25 protein-coding genes are annotated in these 20394 nt (G+C 40.2%); 11 read left to right on the top strand and 14 right to left on the bottom strand.

Annotated features, from left to right (window positions below; translation table 11 throughout):
• The first annotated feature begins 20 nt into the window (after positions 1-20).
• From ABXG83_RS10290 to mtgA, 3 genes are all read left to right on the top strand, one after another.
• Positions 21-674, top strand: coding sequence for a LysE family transporter (locus ABXG83_RS10290; protein WP_353548774.1), 654 nt, complete (start codon positions 21-23; stop codon positions 672-674).
• Between the two features lie 83 nt (positions 675-757).
• Entirely contained in the window at positions 758-1279 is a 522-nt protein-coding gene (locus ABXG83_RS10285; protein ID WP_353548773.1) for a hypothetical protein, read from the top strand.
• A 12-nt stretch (positions 1280-1291) separates the two neighbouring features.
• A complete protein-coding gene (mtgA, locus tag ABXG83_RS10280; protein ID WP_353548772.1) occupies positions 1292-2017 on the top strand; it encodes a monofunctional biosynthetic peptidoglycan transglycosylase in 726 nt (241 codons plus the stop codon).
• Positions 2018-2019: 2 nt separating this feature from the next.
• Here mtgA and ABXG83_RS10275 read toward each other — a convergent pair whose 3' ends face one another.
• The 9 genes from ABXG83_RS10275 to ABXG83_RS10235 all read right to left on the bottom strand — a co-directional run bounded on the left by ABXG83_RS10275 (position 2020) and on the right by ABXG83_RS10235 (position 8368).
• Positions 2020-2607 carry an ATP-binding protein gene (locus ABXG83_RS10275; RefSeq protein WP_353548771.1) on the bottom strand — a complete coding sequence of 196 codons (588 nt, stop codon included), beginning with the start codon at positions 2605-2607 and terminating at the stop codon, positions 2020-2022.
• 97 nt (positions 2608-2704) lie between these two features.
• Positions 2705-3328 carry a nicotinamide riboside transporter PnuC gene (gene pnuC, locus ABXG83_RS10270; protein WP_353548770.1) on the bottom strand — a complete coding sequence of 208 codons (624 nt, stop codon included), beginning with the start codon at positions 3326-3328 and terminating at the stop codon, positions 2705-2707.
• A 44-nt stretch (positions 3329-3372) separates the two neighbouring features.
• Positions 3373-4044 (bottom strand): DUF4377 domain-containing protein, encoded by a 672-nt coding sequence (locus ABXG83_RS10265; RefSeq protein WP_353548769.1) that lies wholly within the window; start codon positions 4042-4044, stop codon positions 3373-3375.
• Between the two features lie 72 nt (positions 4045-4116).
• Positions 4117-4650 carry a DinB family protein gene (locus tag ABXG83_RS10260; protein ID WP_353548768.1) on the bottom strand — a complete coding sequence of 178 codons (534 nt, stop codon included), beginning with the start codon at positions 4648-4650 and terminating at the stop codon, positions 4117-4119.
• 146 nt (positions 4651-4796) lie between these two features.
• A complete protein-coding gene (locus ABXG83_RS10255) occupies positions 4797-5396 on the bottom strand; it encodes a NifU family protein (RefSeq protein WP_353548767.1) in 600 nt (199 codons plus the stop codon).
• A 114-nt stretch (positions 5397-5510) separates the two neighbouring features.
• Positions 5511-5741 carry a hypothetical protein gene (locus ABXG83_RS10250; protein WP_353548766.1) on the bottom strand — a complete coding sequence of 77 codons (231 nt, stop codon included), beginning with the start codon at positions 5739-5741 and terminating at the stop codon, positions 5511-5513.
• Between the two features lie 183 nt (positions 5742-5924).
• Complete coding sequence (locus tag ABXG83_RS10245; RefSeq protein WP_353548765.1) at positions 5925-6749, bottom strand: hypothetical protein; 825 nt, start codon at positions 6747-6749, stop codon at positions 5925-5927.
• Positions 6750-6756: 7 nt separating this feature from the next.
• Positions 6757-7386 (bottom strand): c-type cytochrome, encoded by a 630-nt coding sequence (locus ABXG83_RS10240; RefSeq protein WP_353548764.1) that lies wholly within the window; start codon positions 7384-7386, stop codon positions 6757-6759.
• A 349-nt stretch (positions 7387-7735) separates the two neighbouring features.
• The gene (locus tag ABXG83_RS10235; RefSeq protein ID WP_178886567.1) at positions 7736-8368 is read right to left on the bottom strand and encodes a response regulator transcription factor; all 633 of its coding nucleotides are present in this window, start codon (positions 8366-8368) and stop codon (positions 7736-7738) included.
• Positions 8369-9006: 638 nt separating this feature from the next.
• Between ABXG83_RS10235 and ABXG83_RS10230 the strand changes: the two genes are divergently transcribed.
• Positions 9007-9828, top strand: coding sequence for a hypothetical protein (locus tag ABXG83_RS10230; RefSeq protein WP_353548763.1), 822 nt, complete (start codon positions 9007-9009; stop codon positions 9826-9828).
• A gap of 109 nt (positions 9829-9937) precedes the next feature.
• Here the strand turns inward: ABXG83_RS10230 and ABXG83_RS10225 are convergent, their stop codons facing one another.
• Together ABXG83_RS10225 and ABXG83_RS10220 are read right to left on the bottom strand one after the other, a co-directional pair.
• Positions 9938-10780, bottom strand: coding sequence for a hypothetical protein (locus ABXG83_RS10225; RefSeq protein ID WP_353548762.1), 843 nt, complete (start codon positions 10778-10780; stop codon positions 9938-9940).
• A gap of 76 nt (positions 10781-10856) precedes the next feature.
• Positions 10857-11462, bottom strand: coding sequence for a hypothetical protein (locus ABXG83_RS10220; protein ID WP_353548761.1), 606 nt, complete (start codon positions 11460-11462; stop codon positions 10857-10859).
• Between the two features lie 253 nt (positions 11463-11715).
• On the opposite strand from ABXG83_RS10220, the gene ABXG83_RS10215 reads away from it, so the two are divergent.
• The 6 genes from ABXG83_RS10215 (at position 11716) to ABXG83_RS10190 (ending at position 16732) form a co-directional block, all read left to right on the top strand.
• Positions 11716-12219, top strand: coding sequence for a hypothetical protein (locus ABXG83_RS10215; RefSeq protein WP_353548760.1), 504 nt, complete (start codon positions 11716-11718; stop codon positions 12217-12219).
• Between the two features lie 38 nt (positions 12220-12257).
• Positions 12258-12956: a hypothetical protein gene (locus ABXG83_RS10210; protein WP_353548759.1), complete on the top strand. Its 699-nt coding sequence runs from the start codon at positions 12258-12260 to the stop codon at positions 12954-12956.
• A 66-nt stretch (positions 12957-13022) separates the two neighbouring features.
• Positions 13023-13736, top strand: coding sequence for a 5-oxoprolinase subunit PxpB (gene pxpB / locus ABXG83_RS10205; protein WP_353548758.1), 714 nt, complete (start codon positions 13023-13025; stop codon positions 13734-13736).
• Entirely contained in the window at positions 13733-14707 is a 975-nt protein-coding gene (locus ABXG83_RS10200) for a biotin-dependent carboxyltransferase family protein (RefSeq protein ID WP_353548757.1), read from the top strand. The genes pxpB and ABXG83_RS10200 overlap by 4 nt, the downstream gene beginning before the upstream one ends.
• A gap of 109 nt (positions 14708-14816) precedes the next feature.
• Positions 14817-15560 (top strand): 5-oxoprolinase subunit PxpA, encoded by a 744-nt coding sequence (locus ABXG83_RS10195; protein WP_353548756.1) that lies wholly within the window; start codon positions 14817-14819, stop codon positions 15558-15560.
• Positions 15557-16732 (top strand): NRAMP family divalent metal transporter, encoded by a 1176-nt coding sequence (locus tag ABXG83_RS10190; protein WP_353548755.1) that lies wholly within the window; start codon positions 15557-15559, stop codon positions 16730-16732. Before ABXG83_RS10195 ends, ABXG83_RS10190 begins: the two co-directional genes overlap by 4 nt.
• Here ABXG83_RS10190 and mnmH read toward each other — a convergent pair.
• Positions 16713-17843, bottom strand: a complete 1131-nt coding sequence (gene mnmH, locus ABXG83_RS10185; protein WP_353548754.1) for a tRNA 2-selenouridine(34) synthase MnmH — start codon at positions 17841-17843, stop codon at positions 16713-16715. The two genes, ABXG83_RS10190 and mnmH, sit on opposite strands and share 20 nt — an antisense overlap.
• A 39-nt stretch (positions 17844-17882) precedes the next feature.
• Here mnmH and ABXG83_RS10180 point away from each other — a divergent pair, with 39 nt between their 5' ends.
• Entirely contained in the window at positions 17883-18377 is a 495-nt protein-coding gene (locus ABXG83_RS10180) for a histidine phosphatase family protein (protein ID WP_353548753.1), read from the top strand.
• A gap of 51 nt (positions 18378-18428) precedes the next feature.
• Here the strand turns inward: ABXG83_RS10180 and ABXG83_RS10175 are convergent, their stop codons facing one another.
• Together ABXG83_RS10175 and ABXG83_RS10170 are read right to left on the bottom strand one after the other, a co-directional pair.
• Positions 18429-19319, bottom strand: coding sequence for a DMT family transporter (locus ABXG83_RS10175; protein ID WP_353548752.1), 891 nt, complete (start codon positions 19317-19319; stop codon positions 18429-18431).
• A gap of 32 nt (positions 19320-19351) precedes the next feature.
• Positions 19352-20371, bottom strand: a complete 1020-nt coding sequence (locus ABXG83_RS10170; protein ID WP_353548751.1) for a glycosyltransferase — start codon at positions 20369-20371, stop codon at positions 19352-19354.
• Positions 20372-20394: the final 23 nt, after the last annotated feature.

Here is a 20394-nt window from a genome sequence, read left to right as displayed (position 1 = left end):
TATCAAACAGTTACCCCTTAATGATTGCCCCGTTTTTAAAAGGAATATTGCTGGGTCTGATCCTGAGTATCTCTGTAGGACCCGTGATCTTTGCCATCATCAAGCAAAGCATCAATAATGGCCATAAAGCGGGCTATTTATTTGTAGCGGGTGTCTCAGCGAGTGATATTTCATTGGTTTTGGTCTGCAACTTTTTTACCTCTTTATTCAATACCGCATTATCACACAAAACCGCCATTGCCATTGCAGGAAGTATTTTTCTGATCGCAGTAGGTATCTATACTTTGTTCTTCAAAAAGGTACATACCGATGAAGAAAACAATATTGCTGATAAAAAATTCAGAAAGAGGGATTATGCCGCGATATTTCTATCCGGTTATTTTATGAATACATTGAATCCGGGTGTATTTCTTTTCTGGTTTGCCTGGACCGCCGCAATTCTGGCTGATGCACAAACCGCTCAACATCCCAATGAATACCGATTGATCGTATTTGGTACCTGTCTGGTATTCGTTTTACTTTCTGATATTCTCAAAGTGATGCTTGCAGGTAAGCTACGTTCTAGACTAACAGCCAAGAACCTTCACTACATCAATAAATTATCAGGATTGATCCTGATTGGTTTTGGGATTGCGTTATGTTGGGGCGCGATTTCTTTATTGAAACAGGTTTAACAATTTTACAATTTCAAGCATTTATTTTCTGAGTATCTTTCCATTACATGAGACTACTCTGGGCCTTATTTTTACTGCTATGCATGGAGAAAATTCAAGCTCAATCAAACATTCTTGTCTTTAAAGAAAAGAACAGGAATGTAAAAAGTTGGGTGAAAGATGATTTCATTCATTTTCAGTATGTCACTACACAGTGGATCGATGGAAAGATCAAGAAGATCACAACAGATTCCATTTATATCAATTCATTTATTCTAAGACAGATCCCCAACCAGTTTGGATTTCCAACAATAGATACTTCCTGGTTTGGATTAATGGGTATTCATATATCCGAGATCATTGGTATGCCGGGCAATCGATTTAGAAGTGGCATCATCGGTAACGGTACATTGTTTCAACTAGCAGGATCCAGTTATATTTTCGTCAACGTGCTGAACAGTATCATTAAAAGTGATAACGTTTTCCGCAGTGATAATATTACCAGTCTTGGTATTGCAGCAGGTATCGTACTCATCGGTAAGTTACAAGCGCTTAAACACAGACCCTTTATCCGCATCAGAAAAAAATATTCAATGCAGATCATTTCTACGCAAGCTGTTAAATAGTATCTTGTATTAATGGCAGAAAAAAGATCATTTTGGAGAAAAAGTCGCCGCATCATCTGGCGAACAACGGTAGTCTTGTTCTTGAGTTCTTTGGCGTATATCATTCTTTGCAGATGGGTAATGCCACCCATCACCATTACTCAGATCACCAATAGTTTTTCTCATGGATTAAAACGCGATTACATTTCATGGGATCAATTACCCTATAATATCAAACTTGCTGCTATTGCCAGTGAAGACCAGACTTTTCCGGATCATAGCGGGTTTGATTGGGACGCAATTGAACGAAGCATGAAACCCAGGAAAAAAGGAAAGAAAACAAAAATTCCATTGGGCGGAGGTGCAAGTACGATTACACAACAAACTGCAAAAAATGTATTTCTGTGGCAGGGGGGTGGTGTTACAAAGTATATCAGAAAAGTGCCAGAGCTTTATTTCACTAAAATGATCGAATGGATCTGGGGTAAACAAAGAATATTGGAAGTATACCTCAATGTGATTGAAATGGGACCGGGTATTTTCGGTGTGGAAGCCGCATCCAGAAAGTATTTTGGTAAATCTGCCTCAAAACTATCAAGAGCTGAAGCTGCTATGATCATTGCCAGTCTGCCAAATCCGAAAAAGTTCACCCCCAAACCAATGAGCAGAAGGGTAAGCTGGCGCTATCCACAAATATTAAAACAGATGCAGAATATAGAAGATGATGCAGACCTGCAACAGTTGTTACGCGGGAAATAAAATTATTTTCGAATAGCATCAACTGCTGCTATTGCCTGTTGTAGTCGCTGTTCATAGTCACCACTGATCTCTACCCAAGGCGTTTTTTGATTCATCATGATATCCCGGTAGATATGATAGAGTTCTTGTCTGGGTTTTTCATCAGGATATTCACGCAACTCATCCTGCACCCAGGGAAGATCGGGTTTACATAACAGGTACAGATCATATGTACGATCTACAATTTCATCTAAAATAAACTGATGACATTTTTGAAATACATATTCGGCCCATACTTTCATAACGTACATATCGGTATCAATGAATAGCAAAGGTTGTTGTGCAGATGTTTGCATGGTTCTACTATTCACCCAAACACTATTGACCATCGACCATGGACCATGGACCATGGCACTATACTCATCTTCCAAAGCCAATTGTCCTTTAGCGATGGTGAGCAGATCATCAAATCCATATTCGGTTCCATTGGTCAAGAGATATTCGCGTGCAAATTCCGGGCACCAGGCTGTTGCATAATGCTGCGCTAGCAATTCACATAAAGTGCTCTTACCGGTAGACTCCGGACCAAGGATGACGATCTTTTGAATCATGCTTTAGAATACGCTGTGCTATTTTGTAGTGAACTCTGTAAAACGCCTCGGTGAATGTTAAGCACAAAGTCTTACGCAGAGATACACGGAGTTTATATTATTGTTTTGCTTTTTTCTTCCATTCGATCAACCCTGAAATGGCCAGTATCAATAAAATGAAGAATTGTACACTGGTGAACACATATCCTTTCACAAAATACAACGGAATAGAAGCAATGTTTGTTGCGATCCACCAGATCCAGCTCTCTGTTTTTTTTCTGGCCATGAGCCACATACCTGTGTATGCTGAAGCACTGGCAAAAGCATCTGCCCATGGAATGGCTTCGGGTGCAAAACTGGATTGTAACCATTTCAAAAGAGTGAATAAGAGCAGATAGAAAAAAGCAAAGAAAAGCAGTTGTTGTATCCACTCTTTACGACTACTGTTGGTAATATGTAACAGGAGTTCCTTCTTAGAACTGTCTTTGCGAGTCCAAAGAATCCAACCATAAATACTCATTACAGAGTAATAAAAGTTTACGCTGGCTTCTCCAAATAAATGTCCTTTTATACTTAGATAGATATAGATCAGTGTATTGATCAGTCCGATCGGATATACCAGTATATGTTCTTTTCTGCTAAACCATACACTACCGATACCAGCCGACACCGCTACAAACTCCAGAGCAGATGTTTGTCTGATTCCTTGTATAAACTGATCGATGAATTCCTGAATGCTCATAAAGAAGAGCAAAATACAGATTCAGACTTGAATACAATAGATTCTTAATTCTCTGGAACGATGAATTGCAATAAAAGTTCCTGATCACGGAATAACTGAAGATTATTTCCGGATAGTTGATAGCGATTAACCGCTGTGAGATGTTTCAGGTATAGAGACTCTATTTCCATATCGGTGCAGGCCATTTGTGTTGAGCCCACTCCTGAAATAAAAATACGTTGTTGATCAAAACTTACTTTACCGAAATAGCGGTTACAACCGGCTTTCCCGGAGATCCTTCCATTTTTTTTATCAAAAGAGATATTAGGAGTAATGCTGTTATCTACCATCTCCATTTTACCACTTTTGCTGATGCGCACCAGTGAAAGTGATCGCAGATCTGGGATCGGAGTGTTTTTCAGCGAATAATTTTTTGATCGCTCTTTACTGATAATATTGATCAGATAATAATTGAAAGCACTGCCATCTGCCGGTGGACGTTCTTTTTTCACTCGCATGACCTCCAGCTTGTAGTGATAGCCTTCTTCATATGAAAATCCTTCTATACCTGAATAAAATAAGGCATAAGGCTCATCTGGTTTTTCTTTTACCTGCAAGCATAATCCTTTACCTACTCCATAACAATCGCCCTTTGTATCAGCCACATAGAATATCATTCGCTGGCTAAAAGCAAAGGAAAAGAATAGGAGTGATAATAAGGTAAACCTGACTTTCATGATAGTATAACTGTAGCAAAGGTCATACCATACGAGTTATTGTTAGCATGTTTTAACAGATGGTAGTTCTTTCTAATTTAATGAAACCAAGCCATGCTCAATACTTTTACCATGATGTGAGGCATGGTACGCTGTAAAATAAAGCATTTCACGAAGTGTAAGTTTTCCCAACAGTGGATGAGGCAATATGTACCGGTCTAATGACAATTCACTTTGCCTTAATGTTTTTCGTACCAGTTTTTGTACCACTGATTGCAGCTTTTGTAGTAATGCTTCTTTGTCTGCCGGATCTATCTGCAATGGCGGTACAAAAGCGCCCGATGCTCTTCCGCCAGCTTGTAGTTTGATATGATACCGGTCTACAAGTGCATCATAGCTGCGTGAGGGTCTGTTGGCAATACCAAATCTCCAGCTGAGTACAAATTTGGGCAAACCCATGGCCATGTTTACAGGCCTTACGCTTTTGATCAAATGATCAAGCTGCTGCAATGCGTTCCATTTGTCTTTCGGAGCATGCAGTAGTTCACGATCATTCAAGTTTCGTATTTGTTGTATGACATGCAGATAATTCTGTTGGAGCAGTTGTGCAAGCGCTTCTTTTTCCATGTTAGTTTATTGCAGGGTTGGATCTGAAGACAAATATAGTTTCCGGTTAGTATATGACAATGATAACGGCTAAGTCAGGCAGTTACCTGCAAAAAAAAGCGTTGTATCCTTACGAATACAACGCTCCAAAAAACCAAACACATGATTTATTCGGCTTCGGCCACCACTTCTTTTACTTCTGGGATCATTCGTTTCATCATTCCTTCAATACCAGCCTTCAGGGTGATCATTGAAGAAGGACATCCACTACAACTTCCCTGTAACATCAGGTTTACAACGCCGTCATTATAACTTTTGAATTGGATCGCTCCGCCATCCATTTCAACGGCTGGCTTCACATAATTCTCCAATAATTCTTTCACTCGTTTTACAATGTCATCATCATCAGCACTCACCGCATTGCTGGCTTCAGGCTTCACTTTGGCAACTTCTTCGTCATTTACCACCACACCACCATTTTCCAGATATTCCTTCAGGAATTCTTTGATAGTGGGTATTACATCCTGCCAATCTTCGGTATCAGATGTTTTGGTAAGGGTCACAAAATTGCTTGCGATGAATACACTTTTAATAAAAGGAAAACTGAATAGTTCCTTGGCCAATGGTGATGGGCCCGCCAAAGCTTCCTCAGCAAAATCAATGCTCTTACCGGGATATAAGAGTTTGTTGGCCACAAACTTCATGGTTTCCGGATTGGGGGTCATCTCTGTATAAATGCTGATAACGGGATTGCCTGTTTTGATCATACCTGTTTCATTTAAGCGGTGATAAACTATTTATCACACCACAAAAATAATCAAAATACGAGGGCAATCAGGTGCTTGCAGCGGGTTTTTCGGATATCGAAAACCCTCAAAGCCTTACCAAAGCTCGAAGCGGGCCGAACCTTCCAGAACCGAAACCGGTGCCGGTTTCGCCTCCTTTTGTTGTGTGTAATAAGAGCGTTCTTTTACACAAGACGGTCTGGAAAAAACGCTTGCTCCGTCTTTTTTGGCCGGATGTGAAAGAAGTGTTGAATGGGTGGGGGCAGCCAATACAACACTTGCTGCACAGAGCAAGTAGAGTACCAAATTTTGTAATGCTGCTTTCATATCTTTTGAATTACCAGACAAAAGTATCCCCGTTTATGCCGTTTTACAACCACACAAATATGTGAAATGCATGAATTTGCGGGTTTTTATGTCGGATTTTTATCACACAAAAAAGCCCCGATCTACTGACCGAGGCCTGGTTCACACAGGGTTATTTCTATATAACTAACTGATCTTCAAGTATTAATATTGGAATGTGGTCGTGGTTATCTCATCCTGCATGCCTGTTTCTTTGGTCACCGTTTTACGGGTCAGCGGATTTCCCTGATCATCATATGTATATGTATGGGTCACAGTAGCATAAGCTTGACCCGCATTATCGTAGTGCTTTTCTGTCAAAGGATTATTTGGCACTATCATTAACAAGGGTAGATACGGATTATTTTCAAACAGTAAGCTGGTGTTTCGCTTATTATCATAGGTTTCGATCTCATACACATCAGACTTCTCTAATACACCGGTACTGTAATCCTGGTACCAGGTTGTCATTGATTTGATATTTCCGTTGGCATAATAGGCTAGATCAAAACGCACATTGGGTGTAGCACTGATTGTTCCGGTAATACTGCCGTATCCATCCGTACGAATCAAACGTCCATCCTGATACGTGTATGCATAGTATGCAATAACAACATTGTTGGGTGATACGATCTCAACTTTTGTAACATTCGCTCCTGTGTACGTATACTTGTATTTGGTGCCATCAGTTACTGACATTTCAACTAACTTATCGCCATTATAACTTAATGTATAAATATTGGTATCATCGCCACCACTATTCTTCTGAAGATCTATGATCTTGATTGGCTTACCTTCTGCGTTGTATTGAATTGACATATAACTACCATCATCATAACTGATCTTACTCAGTTTTTTGGTATTACCCGGTGTACCTGGATTTGGATCTGGAAGATCTGCTTCAAACTCTTTTGTACATCCGGCAATCAATACAACCAAAGTGGTCATTGCCAGTAAGCGGCCTATCCATCTGTGTATACCCTTTCTCATTGTTTATCTATTGTTTAGTGATCTTGATTTCATTTGGTGGAATCGGTGCCGGAACTCGGTTACTGATCGCAGGCAATGACATCAGATATTGATACATAGAACTGAGGTCTTCATCCGTCATCTTTGCGATCACATACCATGGCATTGGCGGCATCACCGGTCTTCCTCCTTCTTGTCCGAGATGTTTACCCGTACGAATGGTTTTTACAAAGACTTCTTCTGTCCAGTTACCAATACCCGTAGCTTCATCCGGCGTCAGGTTGGCGCCAAATGTCATACCCCACGGACCTGCAAAAGCAGTAACATCAGGCGACATTTTTACCCAGTTCTGATCTTTTGCCAAAGCTTCACTCAATGTTGGAATCCCTTTTTCAGATGGATAGCCAGACATTAATCTTGTTGTATCAGGAATCGGCCCCATCGGGGTCATGATTTTCGGAGAATGACAATCGTTGCATCCGGATACTGTAACCAGGTACTTACCGCGTGCGATCAATTCATCTTTTTCCTTTTTACGAATAGTAGAGATGTCTTCTTTTTTGGTCTCTTTATCAGCACTTCCCGCTTCACTGCAAGCAGCGACCGTAGCCATTACCGAGAGTACTGCTACGGTAATTTGCAAGGTTTTACTTTTCATGTTCATGTTTGTTAGTATTAAGTGTTTCAATGATGATCTGCAGAAAACAACCTGTTTTGTTGCGATCACTGGACAAACATAAAACGGCAAAATCCGGCAGCCAATCACACAAAAATGTGGTTGGGATGGATGGAAGGTAGAAGCTGCGAGCGGTAAGCTGCAAGCTACAAGCGGGTTATATGGACTTTAACGTACGTTTTAAAACAAAAAATGCAGGTCTTTTACAACCTGCATTTAAAAACTCGAAGAATAATTTTTATTCGCCTGACTAAAGTCCGGAGCTGTTTAAAATTGATCCTTGATTCCTTGTTGCTTTCCTGTCTCTTGATTCTTTGTTCTTGTCTCTTCGCTATACAATTTTATTTCTAAAAGCTTTCGCTACCGCTTCACTCTTACTATTCACATGTAGTTTCTCGTATATCTTTTTGATATGCGAACGAACTGTATCAATTGCAATGAACATTTCAGAAGCGATCATTTTATAACTATATCCGTTTACCAGCAATTGTAATACTTGTTTCTCTCTTTCAGACAAATCATAGTCTTCTCCTTTTTCATTGTTTAGAGAAGAGAACATTCTTAATACTTGTGTTGCTATAGAAGAAGTCATCGGTGCGCCACCTGTTTGCGCTTCCTGTATATATTCTAATAAACGAGCCGGCGGTGTTTTCTTGAGTACATATCCATTTGCGCCATTGCTGATAGCATCAAATACATTTTTGTTATCATCAAAAACTGTCAGCATCAGAATTTTCACATCAGTATCGATCTCACGGATTCTTTTGAGTCCTTCAATACCATTGGTACCCGGCATATCAATGTCCATCAATATCACGTCGGGTTTGAAAGCACGCACTTCGTCTTCTACATTGTTGCAATTCTTGAATGCAGACAATACTTCAAATCCATCAGATCCATTGATCAACATGGTCAGACCTTCACGTAGCTGGGGGTTATCTTCGTAAATCAATAATTTGGTCATAACGTTCTTTTACTGCATCAAAACTACCGGCTATTCTTTTGTTCAACAATCGCATAACAATGTTATCGCTAATAGTGAATAGTCAATAGTGGGTAGTGAATATTTTTACTCACTATTGACTACCCACTTCTCACTAATAAAGTTACTACTCCACGCTCCCTTATCAAAATATTTACTCCCAAAACCACATACTTATGTGATGCCTTTTTTAACAGCAAAACCGGGCATTACACTGACAGGCGGTGATTAATGCGGATAGAAAGTGAAGAATGTTAAAAAGAGAAGATGAATACAATATACCGCTACTGTTTTTCACATGGAAATGCGGTTGAATAAGGGAGTTTATAAATGCACTTTTGCAGTATCAAATAAAAAAATCAGCACATGAAAGGGAAATTCATTACAACCGCATTGATCATAGCAGTGATCGCCGGTGGTAAAAAATCGACAACACTCGCATAAGGCGAGAGCAACCCTGCAAAGGGTTTTAACTATGGCAAGTTTGGGTTTTTTATAAGCAGTATGTTAGAAGCAGAGCAAACAGGTTACATAACAAGTGTGTAACCTGTTCTCATTTTAGCACCGTCCATCGAATTCTCTCCATTTTCTTGTGACCGGATCTTTAATTTTAATAAAAAATGAAAGCCTTTTTTCTTTGTCTCCTCACTTTCCTATCTGTTAACGGGTACTCACAAAAAGGAATACATGGATTGATTCATGCAGAAAGATCTTTCGCCCGTTATACGGTTCAGCAAGGAATACCGACCGGGTTTTCTCATTTTTTAGATAAGAATGGTATTGTATTCAATGGCGCCGAGCCCAAAAATGGTATTCAACAATACAAGCAACAACCACTATCACCTACCATATTAAATTGGGGACCCGAATATGCTGTCATTAGTGCTTCGCAAGATTTTGGTTTTACAACCGGTCCTTATCATGTACAAAGAAGCTCAAAAGATTCTGTGTCAGGAAGGGGCCAATATAGTTCTGTATGGCATATCGATGAAAAGGGAGAATGGAAAGTATTGATCGATCTTGGTGTCCGTTATTCGAATCAACGCAATATTCCGGAATCGACAATGGACATGGATCTTTCCAAAATTACCGTCATTCCTTTTTCAATGGAAGAAGTACAGCATGCAGATGAAGCGTTGAATCGTTTGTTAGAACAAAAGGGTGGAACTGCTGTAGAAGGTTATCTGACTACTCAATCATGGTTCAATACAAACGGACAAGCACCATTGATGGGCGCAAGAGATATTTTCAGCGCATTGCAAAAATTTTCAGCAGGTAAGAAGCTTGCTTATACTGGCGGAGGAATCTCTTCTGCAAAAGATCTGGCTTTTACTTACGGAAAATTGATGGATAAGGAACCCCAACCTTACCTGCGTATTTGGACCAAGCAAAAAACAGGATGGATACTACTCTTGCAAGTCATGAATTGGTATCAACAATAGAGCCCGATAAGACTACCGGGCTCTTCCCTTGGCAGGGAACCTATAGAAAACAAGAGAGATAAAGAATCACTTCATCATTCCATATTTATCATTGGATATTGTTCAATTGTCAAAGCCTGATACCGGCAGAAAGATTCAGATAGAACATGCTTTTTCCCCGCTCTGAAAGATCTGGTCTTCCTGCCGTTGTTATCAGGTTTTGTGGCATTACATAGGATGGTGTAATGGCCAGATTGCATTTGCCCTTGACAAATACAACAGGTACGGCTATTTCATAGGAAAGTATATTGAATTGGGTAATATTCTCTGTTGTTCTTTGTGTTACAGGAATACCCAATACATTTTTTCGTTCGAGGTATGTATTACTGAATTGTTGTGTACCAATATTAGCGGTAAAAGAAGGCGCTACTGCAATGGCTGCATTATTCATTCCCTTATTAAAAATGAAGAGATGATCTACACCCAAACTGGCATTCACATCTGTCTTGTCACTGAACAACAAATTCAATCCTCCATTCAGGTTGAGTATTTTATTCAAATAACTAAGGTTAGCTCCCGTTTGTGATTTGATGGCTGATTGTACCAATGTGCTCTCATCCTTGTATAAGAAGCGAGACAAAAAAAGATTCCCGGAAAAATGTTCTGTCTCAGGAAAGCGATACCCCGCTTCGATCGTAGCACCTGTATAAGCCGTCGATTGCATACTATTCTGAACAAAGATGAAATTTCCCTGTGCATACAAACCTCCTTTGAACTGAAACCCTAATATGGGAAATAAACCACTGCTTCGTAAACTATCGGTCCGACCAAAAAAATGTAAAGCCGATTGATAATTGATAGACGCACTGAATTCATTTTTCTTATTGGCTTCATCTCCGGCTTCTTGTGCCAGGAGGAATAAGGGACAAAACATTGCCAGCAAAAGCAATGCGTTGCTTTTGAACTTTTTCATAACCATTAAGTTTTAGTATGTTTTTATCGACGGCTTATCAGGATACTATCTGCGATTTAGGTATCGACCTTACTTTTTAGCTGCCGGATTTTACAGAACCCTTGGCTTTTACTTCACCTGATGCTGATACAGATGGTTTTGCTTCCTTTGCTTTTGTTTTTACTTCTGCGGCTTTGTTCATGCCTGCTTCTTTTGCAGCTTCAGCCTTCGTTTTAGCATCTGCTACTTTTTCTTTCGCCATATCTTTTTGCTCACCAGCCATCTCCGCTCCTTCACGCAAAGGGAGTTTAGCGTTGGCATTGGCATGTAGATCAGCTTCAGAACGAGAAGAAGCTCGAACCAAACCTCTTTCTTCTCCACCTGCATTACTATTCAGGTCTGCCTGACTAGATGCTTTTACACTCGCATTGGCATTTACATCTGTATTGGCTTTTACGCGATTTACAGAACCAACGGTTGCCGCAGTGGTGGCACGTGTGGCATTAACAGTAGCTGAAGTTAGCTTACCCGTAGTGGCTGTTGCCCTTACTGCTGCATTACTTGCTGCTGTAGTAGCACGTGTAGCATTAACGGTAGCTCTGGTAGCTGTACTGGTGGTTGCTCTTACACCGAGTTGTGCCTCTGCGGTCTGTAAAAAGAATAGACCCGCTAAGGCTGCTGTTGCTTTCATCATTGTTTTCATGATAAATGGATTTTGGTGAATAATCGGATTCCTGCTTTATCCTTTTCAAGTACTGTGCCAAAAAATTATTTTCACCTGAAATCCTTTATTATCAATGGTTCTAGGATGATGCAAAAACTTATATGTACGATATCGACAACATTTTAGATTGCCGAAATCGTTAAAATTTTGCATTGTGAAATTTTGAAAAACAGATTTTTAAACAAAATCGGGAACCCAATATGTATTAAATTGGATGACCTAAAACTTCCTTATGAAAAAAATATTCATCGCAATCGCTTGCTTGTTTTCTTCTGTTGCTTATTCGCAATACCAACAGGATGTTATTTCCGAAGATGCCATTATCAAAGCATTGTACGATGTGATCTCCGGGCCTAGTACTCAGAATCGTGATTGGGATCGTTTCAGAAATCTTTTTACAAAAGAAGCGCGAATGATGACCGTTGCCTTACACAAAGACAGTGGTAAAGTGATACGCACCATTACACCCGAACAATACATCGAAAGAAATGGAAAAAGATTACAGGAGATCGGCTTTGTAGAAGCAGAATTAAATCGCATCACTGAAAGTTACGGTGCAGTCACACATGCATTCTCAACCTATAAATCTGATTATACCGTGAATGGAAATCCTATGAAAGCTCAAGGCATCAACAGCATTCAATTATTCAATGATGGCAAAAGATATTATATCGTTTCTGTGTATTGGGATGGTGATAGTAAACTCATCATGCCAAAAAAATACCAAGGTCAATAATTGAACATATCATCTTACTACCCTGAACAACCGATCTTATGAGTACTTTAAAGAAAAGATCTTTATTCATTTTTATACTACTGCTTGCGATTGCTGCAATAACTGTATTATGGAGTCCTATACTTGCCAAAACCCAAACCGGTATACGTGTATGGAATTGGAACAGCTGGCTTATTCTTTTGGCAGGTCTTCCATTTATTTTAATACAAAGGGAAGCGGGTTTACCTGAATTAACCGATCCTTCTGTTAGTAACCGTCATCGTATTTGGCAGCCGTTATTGATCGGTTTTCTGTTTGCCATTCCTGATGTGATCATTGTTGGCTTCCTTATGCATCCTGAGCCTTACACTGATTTACCTCCTTTTTTGCAACCTTTTCCCTACTCTTTATCACTGTACAGTTCCGGCGCTTTGGAAATAGAAATCTTTTATCGCCTTATTCCAATCACTTTACTATTATGGCTGATCTCTGAAAAACTCCTGAAAGGAAAACATCGTGCAACTGTTTTTTGGTGTGTGGCCATTCTTACGGCTATTCGAGAGCCGCTTGAACAGTGGCCTTCAGGAAATACCTGGTTCATACTCTATGCATTAGCTTCCGGGTTTGCTATGAATCTTTGGCAAGCATATCAATATAAAAAAGCGGGATTCCTTGGTGCATTGATGATTCGTTATGGACACTATCTTATTTGGCATATATTATTGGGTGTATATATAGAGTTTTTTGTATTGCAGTGATTTTTAAACCGCAGAGAAGAGGAGCAAAAGAGATAACACAGGGGTATTTCCGTGTATATTTAAACTATGTCTGCCATTCATTCATATCAGTGTTATACAATCGGTGATCATGGACTGACCTTCTGCTTTGGCGATCGTATAGATATCGCCGTGAATGAATACGTTCTGCAATTATTCCATCAATATCAAAAATTAAAACCTCCCGGTATCAAAGATTGTATCCCTGCATATACTACACTCAGTTTTGTATATGATGCCTTGTATTTTCTTGACAGAAAGATAGATCCCGTTGTTACCATTCAACAGTTTGTAAATGAATTATTAATTCCTAATGCAGTTACGCATAAGAGAAGCTCAAGCAATATCATTCGTATCCCTGTTTGTTATGACGAAAAATGTGGACCCGATCTTACATCACTTGCAAGCATCAAAGAAATATCAACCGATACACTGATTCAACTACACACGGCAGTTACCTATCGTGTGTTCATGAATGGATTTTTGCCCGGCTTTGCATATATGGGTAAAGTAGATGAAAAAATAAATGCGCCTCGCTTAACATCACCCCGACAAAAAGTACCCGCCGGTAGTGTAGGTATTGCCGGTGATCAAACAGGTATCTATCCCCTTGAATCACCCGGTGGCTGGCAGTTGATTGGGAGAACACCCCTTTCACTTTTTAATACTGAAGCTGTCAAACCCTGTTTGCTGGAACCCGGTGATGAAGTTCAATTCTATCCGATTTCATTGACTGAATTTCAAAACTGGTCTGACCAATGAGCATCCGTGTCATCAAAAAAGGATTACTGGATACCATTCAAGATCAGGGAAGGTATGGCTATCAACATCTGGGTATCAATCCTTGCGGTGTTATGGATACGGTAGCGATGCGCATCGCTAATGCATTAACAGGCAATACTGCTCATACACCGGTTTTAGAAATACATTTTCCGGGACCCGTATTATCATTTGAAACAGATGCAATCATCGCAATTAGTGGTGCAGATTTTAGTGCAAAATTGAACAATGATCTATCGATCCCAATTAACCGATGTGTAGCTGTTAAAGCAGGCTCACAATTGTCTTTTCAAAAACAAATCACAGGAGCCAGAGCATATATAGCTGTTCATGGAGGTTTTCAAACTGAACAATGGCTGAATAGTGCTGCAACTCATATGGGGCTTTCATCGGTGGGTACACTATTACAAAATGAAATGCTCCTTCCGATCAAAAAAATAATTCAGGTCTCTGAAAATAAAATACACAGCTGGAGTGCCATCTCTCCCGTTGTTGAAAAAGATCTTGTGATTCGGTATACTGCCGGACATGAGATCAACAGGTTGAATGATACAATGCAAGCAGTACTACACGATCATTCTTTTACCATTGATAAAAGCAGTAACAGAATGGGTTATCGTTTACAAGGACCTTCACTTATTCCGGATACAACAAGCGAGATCCTTTCTGCTGCGGTCACCAGAGGTACCATTCAATTGCTTCCCAACGGACAACTCATTATTCTTATGGCTGACCATCAAACCACCGGTGGTTATCCGAGGATTGGACATATCATTACGGCAGATTTTTCAAAACTGGCACAACTGAACGCCGGAGCATGTTTTCAATTACAGCAGGTTTCTCTCTCAGAAGCACATCAAGCATTACAAGCACAAGAATTACATTTGAAACAATTGGAAACAGGGTGTAAATTGAGGATCGCAGATAGCAGATCTCAGATGTCGGATATCTGATTTCTGATATTAGATATGGTATTTTGTATTGTATTCCTGAAAAGATATTACATCTGAGATCTGCCATCTGACATCAATAAATCAGCAATCCGACATCAGAAATAACAAAATGGTCATCGATATCAACTGCGACTTAGGTGAGGGTATGCCCAATGATGCTGCACTGATGCCTTATATCAGCAGTGCTAATATTGCTTGTGGTTTTCATGCCGGTGATGAGGATACCATGAGACGCACGATCGCATTAGCCGTTGAACATGGTGTGTCCATTGGCGCACATCCCGGATTCCCGGATAAGAAAAATTTCGGTAGAACAGAAATGATGTTTCCGGAAGAAGATATTGTATCGATTGTTTCGGAACAAGTATACATCATGCTTGACCTGGTATTTGCATTGGGCGGAAAATTACAACATGTAAAACCGCATGGTGCATTGTATAATATGGCTGCAAGAGACCTCTCTTTAGCAAGCGCCATTGCAAACGCCATCAAAGATATTGATGAGCACCTCATTCTATTCGGACTCAGTGGCAGTAAAAGTATTGAGGCTGCACAACTCATTGGATTAAGAACAGCCAATGAGGTCTTTGCTGATAGAACTTATACAAATGAAGGTACACTTACACCTCGACAGCAATCCGGTGCCCTGATCACAGATCCCGCTGCCATGGAACAACAGGTTTTACAAATGATCCGTGAACAAAAGGTAACAAGTTTGCAAGGAAAAACCATTCCTTTACAAGCTGATACTATTTGCATTCATGGTGATGGAGAACATGCGATCGTTTTTGCGCAGCAAGTTCATCAGTTATTACAGAACAATCACATAACCATTCAATCTTTCAATCGTTGAAACAAATTGCGAAGAATAGTGCTATTACCGGTGCTGCATTTTTAATGGCAACATCTGCTATTGGCCCGGGGTTTTTAACACAAACCACGGTATTCACGCAGACACTACTAGCTAGTTTTGGTTTTGTGATCTTGATCTCTGTTCTGCTGGATATCATTGCCCAACTCAATATCTGGCGCATACTGGCTGTTACCGGTAAAAGAGCACAGGATATTGCGAATGAAGTGATACCGGGTCTTGGTTATCTTTTATCCTTACTGATCGTATTGGGTGGTTTGGCATTCAACATTGGTAATATCGGCGGCTGTGGTTTAGGATTGAACGTACTCACAGGTATCTCTAATACCAGCGGTGCGCTCATTAGTTGTGGTATTGCCTTATTCATTTTTTGGATGAAAGAGTTTAGCAGTATCATGGATGCTTTTACCAAACTATTGGGTATACTCATGATACTACTCACATTATATGTGGCCATCAGTTCTTCGCCACCGGTATTAGATGCCATACATCATAGTTTTATTCCGGAAAAAATAGATGCTAAAGCCATTGTTACACTGGTGGGCGGTACTGTGGGTGGGTACATTTGTTTCGCGGGTGGACATCGATTACTTGATGCGGGATTAACGGGTGTTACTTCCTTACCTCAAGTCAGCAAAAGCGCTGTCACTGGTATCTGTGTGACTGCGGTAATGCGTATTGTATTATTTCTGGCCGTGTTGGGAGTGGTGACCAAAGGACAACTACTCGACAGTACAAATCCACCGGCTTCTGTTTTCAGGATTGCAGCCGGAGAGATCGGGTATCGATTTTTTGGTGTGGTGATGTGGTGTGCTGCCATTACATCTGTCGTAGGGGCGGCATATACTTCTGTTTCGTTTTTAAGAACTTTTCATCCCTGGATAGAAAACAATTATCGAATACTCATCAGTGTATTCATCGTGTCATCTACATTGATCTATATCAGCATGGGTAATCCGGTGAATATATTGGTAACAGTCGGGGCTCTTAATGGTGTTATACTTCCGATAGCCCTTGCTGTGATGCTCATCATTATGCAGCGAAAAAAAATAGATGGGTATCAACATCCCGTCTGGTTAAGTATTAGTGGTTGGATGGTTGTAGCCGCAATGGCTTATATGAGCTTTCTAACGATCAAAGACTGGTTGAACTAACAGGCATGTCTTGTTGATAGACCGCCAAAACTTTTTTTGCATTCGCGATCATGTCTACCGTTTCCAAACTGATCTTTTTAAATACCATTTCCGGATTTTCACGCATATTGTTCATGCTTTTGGTATAAAAGCGATCATAGTAATGAAGCAATACTCCAAAAGCGCCATGAAGATCATTTTCAATTAAATAATTCACAGCCGTTTTTGCTTCTAGTCCGCCTAATCGTTTTTGTATTCTGACGGTTGCGTTGATCAGGTCTTCTTTTTTAAACTTACCATAAGCAGTTACGATATATTTCAATCGTTCTTCAAAAGGTATATCCAAAAAATAAACCCTACATGTTCGCATGAATTTGAAAAGCGTGATCGGAATATTCACTTCACCGATACGCTGACTTTCATCTTCCAGCCAGATCGTGCTGTTCTTTTCTGATACAACGGATAAAGCATTGGCCAATAAATTCTCAAACATTTCCTGCTTGGGTTGTTTGGGTTGTCCGAGATTACCAAATGCCGATCCTTTGTGACAAGCTAATCCTTCAAAATCAATAATTGCTTCTCCTTGTTCTCTTAAAGCATGTAATACTTCTGTTTTACCGCTTCCTGTATATCCACCGATGATTTTGAATGGATATTCCTTTTCAAACTGCTTCAAGACCCAAGTGCGATAAGACTTATAGCCACCAACCAATGTATACACTTTAAAACCATACAGGTCCAACAACCAGGCCACACCCGCACTTCGCATACCTCCACGCCAGCAATATACCAGCACCGTTTTATCGGTTATCTCTACTGGCTTATTCTCCTTCTTGCCATTCATTTTCCCGTTAACTGTCATCTGTTTACTATCCAACACACTCTCCACTTCCTCTACCATCTTCACCATCTTTGGACCAAAATATTCGAGACCCAGTTTTATGGCTTTTTGTTTGCTTTCTTGTTTATAGGCAGTACCTACTACTTTTCGTTCTTCATTATTGAATAAAGGAAGGCTGTGTGCACCGGGGAAACAGGCATGCTGAAATTCACCTTCACTTCTTACATCGAAGACAGGATGTTGCTTTGCCAGCGTGATAAAATCTTCTATGAGTAGTCGGGTTATAGGCATGGATACAAATGTAAGTGGACTTTATTGTAACTTTTCAGCATGAAAGAACTTCTTGTGATCAGACATGCCAAAAGCAGCTGGGCCAATGCCTTTCAGGGCGATTTCGAGCGCCCCCTGAATGATAGAGGACATCGTGATGCACCCATCATGGCTGAAAAAATATTGAAACGGGGTGTATCCGTTCAATGTTTTGCATCAAGTACTGCCAACCGCGCACTGACTACAGCTATCTATTTCGCAGAGGCGTATGGTAAAAACAAGAAAGACATTCTTTTGTTCCCTGAACTATACCACGCACCGGAAGAAACATTTTATCAAGTCATCACCAAATTGCCCGACAACTATAACAGCGTTGCCCTCTTTTCTCATAACCCGGGTATCACTGATTTTATCAATGGTCTTACCAATACACGTATCGATAACATGCCCACCTGTGGCATCTTCGCCATCAAAGCTGTTACGAATGAATGGAAACATTTCAAGCGTGCTGAGAAAGAATTTTGGTTCTTTGATTACCCGAAACTAGATCTGTGATTTTTTGAATTTTGACTTATTCCTCAAGTCAAGAAATCAAAGATCAAAAATTCAAACATTTCTTTTCCGAAGATTAACGAGATAAACACCGCTAAAAATACAGATCGCTGCCAATGCTTTTGTAATGGTGAAATGCTCTCCCATGAATACCATGGCAATAATGGCTGCAAAAACGGGTTGTGTATAGATATAGGATCCTGTTGCTGAAGAACCAATCACAGAGAGTCCGTACACATTGAAGAGATACGCAAAGAAGGTAACAAACAAAGCCACAAAAGTCAATGCGATCCATTGTGAAGTACCAAAAGCTGCCCAGTTGGTATCTATGAACTGTTCAAGTCCGAAAGGAAGGATCATGAATGTGCCAAAAGTGAAAATCCAGCGTAGCACATGCACGGGTTTATAATGTTCCATCAACGGGCGTACCAATACCAGATAAGATGCGTATGAAACAGCATTGATAATGATCATCACATCACCCAACAACATATCTTTTCCGGTAGCACTATTATCTTTCATCAGTATCAGCATGGTTGCTCCTCCAATACCCAATGCAAGTCCTGCAACTTTGTTGATCGTCAGTTTCTCTTTGAGTAACCAGGCTGCAATGATGGTAATGAAAATAGGTGTGCCTAGTGAAAGCAATGAACTGTGTATCGCTGTTGTTAAAGACAAGCCCTTGATAAAAAATAATTGATTAATGGCCACACCCGTTAATGCGCATAATAAAAATCTGGAAAGATGCTTTCTTTCAAATCCGGCCTTACCGGGCTTCATTAAAAACAGCAACCAGAACAATAATAGGCTGGATAATACGCGCACCACATTCAATGCAAATGGTGCAATAAATTCAGGTGTAATGGTCTTCACCACAGCATAACCGGCCCCGAATATGAAATTGGCTGCCAATACTGCGAGATGTGCTTTGGTGGTTCTGTTCATTCCTTTGCAAAAATAAGAGACCTCAAGCCGATTTAAGAAGAAGCTTTTATCGGTAATGCCGCGATCAATCTTTGCAGGTCTGCTTCTTCAAAAAAATGGAAAGAAGGAAAGACAATATTTTGATCAACTGTTTTTGTTATTGCATTGATCAAATCAAGATCTGATTGATCCGCATAAACCGCATAACCCTTCTCCGCACAACGTTTTGCTAAGTAAACTTGTTCTGTTTGTCCGGGTGTAGGAATTAATATAGTAGTACAATGCAATCGTGAAAAGTCCATCAAACTACTGTAACCGCTGCGTGCTATCACTAAAGCACTATTCTGCAATACTGTTTGCATGTCTTCTGCTGTTAGATGATTCACTGCCTTGATCGTTGACGGAACCTTGATACTGTTTGTAGCTGCTGGTAGCCCTCTCACCAACAATACCGATTGCTGAACAGATGATATCTGTGCGATGATTTGCTCTTCTAAGATGGTTCTTTGAGGCTCGGGACCTGATAAAAGCACTGTGATCTGCTTTTCATTGGAATGATTGCCTTTTTGAAAACGTGAAAGCAATCCAATATAAGTCACAGGTATGGCCGGTTTTTTGATCGGATGTGACAGTGTACCTGCTAATCCATCTCCTGATTCCTGATCAGGAACCCAACAAGCGCTAAAGCGTTCAATAAAACGATAATGTATTTTTTGGATGAGGCGCTCAAGCCATGCAAATGGCGCTTTGATCTGTAATTGATGGGTAATAAAAACTGTCGGACATTTTTTCGTCCATAAACCATACCGGTTGTCGGAAATCACCAGATCGATGCCATATTGTTCAATCGCCTTATCTAACCAGCGGTGTTCCCATTGAACAATACGTAGTATGGCAGGCAATTGTTGCATTATTTTGAAGGGCAGCCAACCTTTGGATCGACTGTAACGTACCTGATAACCGGGAAGTGAAAGGAATGTATTCTCCGGAAATTCTTTTTGTAAAAGGGTTTGCTGAGGTCCGTGGGAAGCAATGTATACACGGTATCCCGCACGATTCAATGCACGAATCAATGGAATACAACGTGTTGCATGAC

The organism is Sediminibacterium sp. KACHI17, from assembly GCF_040362915.1.
Taxonomy (GTDB): Bacteria; Bacteroidota; Bacteroidia; order Chitinophagales; family Chitinophagaceae; genus Sediminibacterium.
The sequence above is the reverse complement of the archived record's forward strand: the minus strand, read 5'-3'. Positions and strand labels throughout refer to the sequence as shown.